This is a genomic window from Devosia insulae DS-56, from assembly GCF_000970465.2.
Taxonomy (GTDB): Bacteria; Pseudomonadota; Alphaproteobacteria; order Rhizobiales; family Devosiaceae; genus Devosia_A; species Devosia_A insulae.
The window spans coordinates 1-7,459 of record NZ_LAJE02000251.1; the positions used below are offsets into that span (position 1 = coordinate 1).

The 7,459-nt window shown below is 65.1% G+C and carries 9 protein-coding genes; 6 read left to right on the plus strand and 3 right to left on the minus strand.

Annotated elements, in window-relative coordinates:
- Window positions 1-155: 155 nt before the first annotated feature.
- Window positions 156-1,169 carry a Gfo/Idh/MocA family protein gene (locus VW23_RS17935; protein ID WP_069910916.1) on the minus strand — a complete coding sequence of 338 codons (1,014 nt, stop codon included), beginning with the start codon at window positions 1,167-1,169 and terminating at the stop codon, window positions 156-158.
- Window positions 1,170-1,267: 98 nt separating this feature from the next.
- On the opposite strand from VW23_RS17935, the gene VW23_RS17940 reads away from it, so the two are divergent.
- The 3 genes from VW23_RS17940 to VW23_RS17950 all read left to right on the plus strand — a co-directional run bounded on the left by VW23_RS17940 (window position 1,268) and on the right by VW23_RS17950 (window position 2,548).
- Window positions 1,268-1,642 carry a glyoxalase superfamily protein gene (locus VW23_RS17940; RefSeq protein ID WP_069910917.1) on the plus strand — a complete coding sequence of 125 codons (375 nt, stop codon included), beginning with the start codon at window positions 1,268-1,270 and terminating at the stop codon, window positions 1,640-1,642.
- A gap of 78 nt (window positions 1,643-1,720) precedes the next feature.
- Window positions 1,721-2,101: a DUF6152 family protein gene (locus tag VW23_RS17945; RefSeq protein ID WP_069910918.1), complete on the plus strand. Its 381-nt coding sequence runs from the start codon at window positions 1,721-1,723 to the stop codon at window positions 2,099-2,101.
- Complete coding sequence (locus VW23_RS17950; protein ID WP_069910919.1) at window positions 2,102-2,548, plus strand: hypothetical protein; 447 nt, start codon at window positions 2,102-2,104, stop codon at window positions 2,546-2,548. It abuts the gene before it with no gap.
- A gap of 3 nt (window positions 2,549-2,551) precedes the next feature.
- Here the strand turns inward: VW23_RS17950 and VW23_RS17955 are convergent, their stop codons facing one another.
- Window positions 2,552-3,160, minus strand: coding sequence for a LysE/ArgO family amino acid transporter (locus VW23_RS17955; RefSeq protein ID WP_069910920.1), 609 nt, complete (start codon window positions 3,158-3,160; stop codon window positions 2,552-2,554).
- 73 nt (window positions 3,161-3,233) lie between these two features.
- Here VW23_RS17955 and VW23_RS17960 point away from each other — a divergent pair, with 73 nt between their 5' ends.
- Window positions 3,234-4,127 (plus strand): LysR family transcriptional regulator ArgP, encoded by an 894-nt coding sequence (locus VW23_RS17960; protein WP_069910921.1) that lies wholly within the window; start codon window positions 3,234-3,236, stop codon window positions 4,125-4,127.
- Window positions 4,128-4,147: 20 nt separating this feature from the next.
- Here VW23_RS17960 and VW23_RS17965 read toward each other — a convergent pair whose 3' ends face one another.
- The gene (locus VW23_RS17965; RefSeq protein WP_069910922.1) at window positions 4,148-5,341 is read right to left on the minus strand and encodes a BaiN/RdsA family NAD(P)/FAD-dependent oxidoreductase; all 1,194 of its coding nucleotides are present in this window, start codon (window positions 5,339-5,341) and stop codon (window positions 4,148-4,150) included.
- Window positions 5,342-5,803: 462 nt separating this feature from the next.
- On the opposite strand from VW23_RS17965, the gene VW23_RS17970 reads away from it, so the two are divergent.
- Window positions 5,804-6,844 carry an aspartate-semialdehyde dehydrogenase gene (locus tag VW23_RS17970; RefSeq protein WP_069910923.1) on the plus strand — a complete coding sequence of 347 codons (1,041 nt, stop codon included), beginning with the start codon at window positions 5,804-5,806 and terminating at the stop codon, window positions 6,842-6,844.
- 264 nt (window positions 6,845-7,108) lie between these two features.
- Window positions 7,109-7,459, plus strand: a 351-nt coding sequence (locus VW23_RS17975; protein ID WP_176730430.1) for an EamA family transporter, incomplete at its 3' end; no start/stop codon positions are given.

Sequence of the window (7,459 nt, forward strand, 5' to 3'; positions counted from 1 at the left end):
TATAGGAGACGAGGTAGGGCGGCGGCGTTCAGGTGGCGAGTCTGTGCCCGAAACGTCCCCCCTCCTGCGATTTCTAAGGCTTAGCGAAGGGCGCTAAGCCCAAGAAATCGCTTTCTCCCCCGCAAGGGGGGAGATGAGGCGAGGTCGAGCCTGGATCAGACGTTGGCCCAGGCGCCGGTTTTTTCGCTTTCGAACACCGCGTCGATGACCTTCATCGATTTGATGGCGTCTTCGACGCCCCATTCGAGCGGCTTGTTGTCGAGGATGGCGCGGCAGAAGGCGTTGGCCTGCTCGGTATACTGGTCGCAGGGCGCAATGATCTCGCGGCGGCTGAGGTGGCCGTCGGGTGAAAAACCGTTGTCGATGATGATGGCGGTGGCGGTGTCAGCCGGAGCGTTGAACGGGATCACCAGTTCGACCCGGCCCTTGGTGCCGATCACCTCGAGCGACTGATGGCTGACCGACTGGGTGGAGCAGACGAAGCTTGCCTGCTTGCCACCGCCGAAATCGAGGATCACCGAGGCGAGGCGGTCGGTCTTCATCACCGGGTCGCGGTCGACCAGCGACACGGCGCGCTTCGGCTCGGCCCCGAACAGGAAGCGCGAACCGGTAATCGGGTAGCAGCCGACATCGTAGATGCCGCCGCCGCCGATATCGGCCTGGTTGCGCACGTTGCTGGGGTCGGTGAGGAAATACTCGAAGATGCCACGTACGGTGCGCAACTCGCCCAGCTCGCCCGAGCGGACAATCTCGCGGGCGCGCTGCCATTGCGGGTGATGGCGGACCATGAAGGCTTCGTGGAAGACGATGCCCTTGGGCAGTTGCCGGAGTTGCTCGGCCTCCTTGGCGTTGAGCGCGATCGGCTTTTCGCACAGCACGTGCTTGCCGGCTTTCGCCGCGGCCAGCGTCATCGGTACGTGCAGGTGGTTGGGCAGCGGGTTGTAGATGGCGTCGACATCAGGATCGGCGAACAGCGCCTCGTAGCTGCCTTGCGCCCTGGCCTTGCCGGTCAAACCGAGCTCGGCGATGTACTCTTCGGCTTTCGCCACGTCGCGCGAGGCAACGGCGACCACCTCACTCAGCGGCGACTTCATGATCGCCGGGGTGACCTTTTTCAGCCCGATATTGGCGGTGCTGAGGATGCCCCAGCGAATCTTCTTTTCAGCCATGATGTGTCTCCCTCAAGTTGCCCTATTGGTAGCGGATGGACAGCGTCGCTGCCATAAGACTTCCGCGAGTTTTGGCGCCGCAGGCAAGGAGGAACCCGATGACGCTGACCTATCTGCAAACCGTACCGATCCTCCGCTCTTTCGATGAGATCAAGGCGCGGGAGTTCTATGTCGACTGGCTGGGCTTCACGGTGGATTGGGAACACCGGTTTGAGCCGGGGCTGCCGCTTTACATGCAGGTGAGCCGGGATGGCATTGCGCTGCATATTTCCGAGCACCACGGCGACGGCTCGCCCGGCGTGCATGTGCGGGTCAACTGCACCGGGGTCGCCGAGCTGCGGGCCGAGCTGATCGCCAAGCGCTACAAGAACAACCGGCCCGGGCTGGAGCGGCCGGAATGGGGCGGGCTCGAGTGCACGGTGATCGATCCGGTGGGCAACCGGATCACTTTCGCCGAGGCAGATGGCGCCTGATCGGGCCGTTGTGGTGAGCAGGCGACAGGCATAGGTTGTTTACCGGGTTCGGTGAGGCAGTCCCCAAGGGAGGTCCCAATGAGGAGACTTCGCATTCTGCTGCTGGCCATGGCGCTCGGCGCCGCAATGCCGGTGTTGCCAGCGCTGGCGCACCATGGCTGGGCATGGACCGAGGAGGAGCTGTTCGAGCTCACCGGGACGGTCAAATCGGTGTTCGTCGGCAACCCGCATGCGACGCTCGACCTCGAGGTCGAGGGCGTGGTCTGGCGGGTGGAACTGGCGCCGCCGGGACCAACCGTGGCCTCGGGGTTCACCGAGGAAACGGTGAAGCCGGGCGATGAGGTGGTGGCGCTGGGCAATCGGTCGCTCGATCCGAACGAGAAGCGGATGAAGGCGGTGCGCGTCACCGTGGGCGGCAAGGCTTACGATATCTATCCCACGCGTGTGCCGGCCAACTAGGTGGAGACGCTGCTCGGCAGTATCGAGCAGCTGGCGCTGATCAAGGCGCTGAAGACCTCGTTTTTTGCCTATCCGGTGGTCAACGCACTGCACATCCTGGCGGTGGGCGGGCTGGTGACCAGCGTGATCCTGATGGATTTGAGGGTGATCGGGGTGATCCGCAGCATCGACGAGCAGTCGTTGATGCGGCTGCTGCGGCGGGTGGCGCTGGGCGGCTTCGGGCTGGCGGTACTGACTGGGGCGCTGATGTTCGCGGTGCGAGCGACAGACTATGCGGGGATGCCGCTGTTCTGGATCAAGCTCGGGCTGATCGGCGTCGCGGGCCTGAACTTTCTGGCCTTCAGCCTGCTCAGGGCCGAGGGCATGAGGCGGATCCTGGCGGGGGTGTCGATCGTCTTATGGCCGACAGTGCTGCTGGTGGGGCGGTTCCTGGGGTTCGTGCTCTGAGGGTCAGCCGAGCAGCAGTTTCAGGGCGATGGCCCACATCACCAGCGCGATGACGGCTTCGAGCAGGCGCCAGGCCTCAGGTTTGGCGAAAAGCGGGCGCAGCCAGATGGCGCCATAGCCCAGGGCAAAGAAGAACAGGAATGAGCCGAGGATGGCGCCCGAGGCGAACCACGCCTCGGCGCCGGCGAACTGCGTCGAGACCGTGCCGAGCAGCACCACGGTATCGAGATAGACATGCGGGTTGAGCCAGGTGATGGCGAGGCAGGCCAGCAGCGTCGCCGCGAGACCGCTGGGACGGGTCGAGGCGCCGACGCTCAGCGCAGTGCCGGAGTGGAGCGCGGAGCGTGCGCTTCCCACGCCGTACCAGACGAGAAAGACGGCGCCGCCATAGCGCATCACCGGATCGAGCCATGGCAGCCAGCTTGCGACCTTGCCGAAGCTGGTGACGCCAAGGGTGATGAGCACCGCATCGGACAGGGCGCAGGTGAGGCTGACGACGAAGACGTGCTCGTTGCGCAGGCCCTGCCGCAACACAAAGGCGTTTTGCGCGCCGATGGCGACGATCAGGCTGAGGCCCATGCTCATGCCGGCGAAGAAGACTGGGAGATTCATGGCGCTGCCGTAGGTGGCGCAGCCGACTCAATCCAGTTAACTTTCATCACCTGGAATTAGCGGAACTAATCCGATGATCGACTATCCCGCCGCGCTGGCCGTCGCCATGGTGGTAGAGACCGGCAGCTTCGAGCGGGCGGCGCGGGCGCTGAACATCACGTCGTCAGCCGTGTCGCAGCGGGTGAAGCAGCTCGAGGAGCGGCTGGGCGTGGTGCTGATCGAGCGCGGCACCCCGTGCACGGCGACCGAGAAGGGCGCCTGGCTCTGCCGGCACATCGAGCATGTCGGGATGCTCGAGCGCGAGTTGCTGCAGCAGATCCCGGGGCTCGCGGGTGCGGCCGAGCGGCGGGTGACGCTCAGCATCGCGGCAAACGCCGACAGCGTCGGGACCTGGTTCCTTGAGGCGATCGCGCCGTTCACCCGCGACAGCGATTACCTCATCAACATCGCCATCGACGACGAGGGGCACACGGCCGAGTGGCTGGAGCGCGGCCGGGTGCTGGCGGCGGTGACGGCGTTCGGCGAGCCGGTGCGCGGCTGCCGGGTCACCCCGCTCGGCGCGCTGCGCTATCAGGCGACAGCGAGCCCGGCGTTCTTCGCGCGCTACTTTGCCGATGGCGTAACGGCGGCGTCGATCAAGGACGCGCCGGCACTGACCTTCAACCACAAGGATCGGCTGCAGCAGGACTGGGTACGGCTGGTGACGGGCCAGGCGGTGGCGTTTCCGACGCACTGGCTGCCCTCGACGCAGGGCTTTGTCGACGCCTCGGTGGCGGGGATCGGCTGGGCCCTCAATCCGGTGCCGCTGGTAGCCGGCCATCTCGAGGCGGGGCGGCTGGTGGAGATCGTGCCCGGGGCGATGCTGGATGTGCCGCTGTTCTGGCAGGTGAGCCGGTTCGCGGCGGATCGGCTGCCGGAGCTGACGCAGAGCGTGGTGGCGGCCGGGCGGCGGGAGTTGGTGCAGTAAGGCGCTGCGCCGGCTTCGGGTTATGCAACCTGTCCTGCGGCCCAGCCGGAAGCCCAGGCCCACTGGAAATTGTAGCCGCCGAGCCAGCCGGTGACGTCGACGGCTTCGCCGATGAAATAGAGGCCCGGGACATTGCGGGCCTGCATGGTGGTCGAGTCGAGGCCGTCGGTGTCGATACCGCCCAGCGTCACTTCGGCGGTGCGGTAGCCTTCCGAGCCGGTGGGCTTGATGGTCCAGCGGCGGAGCGAGTCCTCGATCTTCTGAAAGCTCCTGTCGCTCATGTCGCCCAGCATGGTGGTGATGCCGATCTCTTCGGCCAGCATCTGGGCGAGCCGCTTGGCGAGGTGCTGCGACAAGACGGTCTGCAGCTGCAGTTTTGGCGAGCTGCTGCGCGCCTCGCGGAGGATGCCACCGAGATCGCCTTTGGGGAACAGGTCGATGACGATGGCGTCGCCCTCACGCCAGTAGCTCGAGATCTGCAGGATCGCCGGACCCGAGAGGCCGCGATGGGTGAACAGCATGGCTTCGTCAAAGCTCTTCTTGCCGACGGCAATGCGGGTGGGGTCGACGGCGATGCCCGAGAGCGGCGCGAGGCGCTCGAGGATACGCGGCTCGAAGGTCAGCGGCACAAGGGCGGGGCGGGTCTCGGTGACTTTCAGGCCGAACTGGGTGGCGAGCTGATAGGCAAGGCCGGTGGCGCCCATCTTGGGGATGGATTTGCCGCCGGTGGCGACGACCAGTGCTTTGGCGATCAGCGTCTCGCTCGCAGTCATCACGGTGAAGTTGCCATCGGCGTGGCTGACGCCGTCGATCGGCGTGTCGAGCAGCAGGTTGCCATGCGCCTTCTTCAGCTCACTGAGCAGCAGGTTGACGATCTGCTGGCTCGAGCCATCGCAGAACAGCTGGCCCAGGGTCTTTTCGTGGAAGGGGATGGCGTATTGGTCGACCAGCGCGATGAAGTGCTCTGGCGTGTAGCGCGACAGGGCGGAATAGGCGTAGCGCGGGTTGCTGGAAAGGAAGCGGTCGCGGCCGGCTTTCACCGTGGCGTTGACATTGGTGAAGTTGCAGCGCCCGCCACCGGAGATGCGGATCTTCTCGCCGGCATTCTTGGCGTGGTCGAGCACCAGCACCGAGCGGCCACGTTTGCCGGCTTCGATGCCGGCCATGAGGCCGGCCGCGCCGGCGCCGAGAATGATCACGTCGTAGCTTTGCATGGGGTGGGAGATACACGGTGGCTGAGGCGGTGAACAGGGTGCGATCCTTTCACCGGGTCATTCCCGCGAAAGCGGGAACCTCTGCTTTGTCGCCAGCCGCACCATCGCAAACGGGGGGCGGCGCTTTCGCGGGGATGACCCGGTGGGCGGGGCCCACCCGGCGTGCTCCGAACCTACACCAGTAGGCGATGTCCTATAGGTGATTGACTATTTGCGATTTCGGCGTAGAAACGCGGCGCCGGACAAGAGGATCGGGTTGCGGGATGCGCAAGACCCACCACATCACAATGACCAAAGCGGAGACCATGAGTCTTCGTGGTGTCGTTGTTACGGCGACCAAAACCACCAAAACCCCCTGAGCCGATCCCCGGGCAACTCCCGCCGGGGAGCGGCCGGATGCCATGTGCCGCGGACCGAGCCGGTCCAGCGCGGGGGAAATGAAGGCAAAGAGGACTTTCCAAAATGGGTTATCGCGTCGCCGTCGTCGGGGCCACAGGCAATGTGGGCCGGGAAATGCTCAACATCCTCGCCGAGCGGAAGTTTCCCGCCTCGGAAGTGATCGCGCTGGCTTCCGCCCGCTCGCAGGGCCAGGAGATCAGTTTTGGCGACAAGCGGCTCAAGGTGCAGAACCTCGAGCATTTCGATTTCAAGGGCGTCGATTTCGCGCTGATGAGTGCCGGCTCGGCCATCGCCAAGGAATATGGCGAGAAGATCGGCGCGACCGGCTGCATCGTCGTCGATAATTCGAGCTTCTGGCGCTACCACGCCGACGTTCCCCTCGTCGTGCCCGAGGTCAATGCGCATGTGCTCGACGCGTATATGGCGCGCAATGACCGCAAGAACATCATCGCCAACCCGAACTGCTCGACGGCGCAACTAGTGGTGGCGCTGAAGCCGCTGCACGATCTCGCGACGATCAAGCGCGTCGTGGTCGCGACCTACCAGTCCGTTTCAGGCGCCGGCAAGGAAGGCGTCGACGAGCTGTGGGACCAGACCAAGGGCGTGTTCGTCAACGACAAGCCCGAGCCGAGGAAGTTTTCCAAGCAGATCGCCTTCAACGTCATCCCGCACATCGATGTGTTCATGGAGGATGGCTACACCAAGGAAGAGTGGAAGATGGTGGCCGAGACCAAGAAGATCCTCGACCCCAAGATCAAGCTCACCGCGACCTGCGTGCGCGTGCCGGTGTTCGTCGGCCACTCCGAGGCGGTGAACCTCGAGTTCGCCAACCCGATCAGCGCCGACGAGGCGCGCGAGGCTTTGCGTGAGGCGCCGGGGATCTCGGTGATCGACAAGCGCGAGGCCGGCGGCTACTCCACCCCGGTGGAAGCGGCAGGCGAGTACGACACCTATGTCAGCCGCATCCGCGAGGACGTGACGGTGGAGAACGGGCTCAGCCTCTGGGTGGTGAGCGATAATCTTCGCAAGGGCGCGGCGCTCAACACCGTGCAGATTCTCGAGACGCTGATCGAGCGGAAGCTCGTGGAGAAGAAGGCGGCCTAACGTCGCTCGTCGCTTCGCTCCAAGCGCGCAACCTACGGCTGCGGCACCCCTCATCCGGCGCTGCGCGCCACCTTCTCCCTCAAGGGGAGAAGGCCGCCGACTGAGAAATCGCGGTTCCGTTGCCTTCTCCCCTTGAGGTCAGCGGACGAGGGCGTAGCCCTCGCCGCGAGGTGCCCGAAGGGCGGATGAGGGGTATCACATCGCATGGCGATGTGCGGTCCGAGCAGCAGCGAGGAACGGGATAACCGCCGCAGGAACCGTCCGATGCCCATCCGCCACATCGTTCTCGCCCTCTCCGTCGCCGTCGTCTGGGGGCTGAGTTTTGTCGCCATCCGCTGGGGCGTTGATGAGGTGGCGCCGTTACTGCTGACGGCGCTGCGCTACATCTTTGCGGCCTTGCCGGCGGTGTTCTTCGTCAAGCGGCCGGCGGTGGGGTGGCCGCTGCTGATCGGCTACGGGCTCGCCATCGGGGTGGGGCAGTTCGGGCTATTGTTCCTTGCCATCAAGCTCGGCATGCCGGCGGGTCTGAGCTCGCTGGTGATCCAGCTGCAGGTGTTCTTCACGATCTTTCTCGCCTTCGCGTTCTTCGGCGAGCGGCCGGGCCGCGCCCAACTG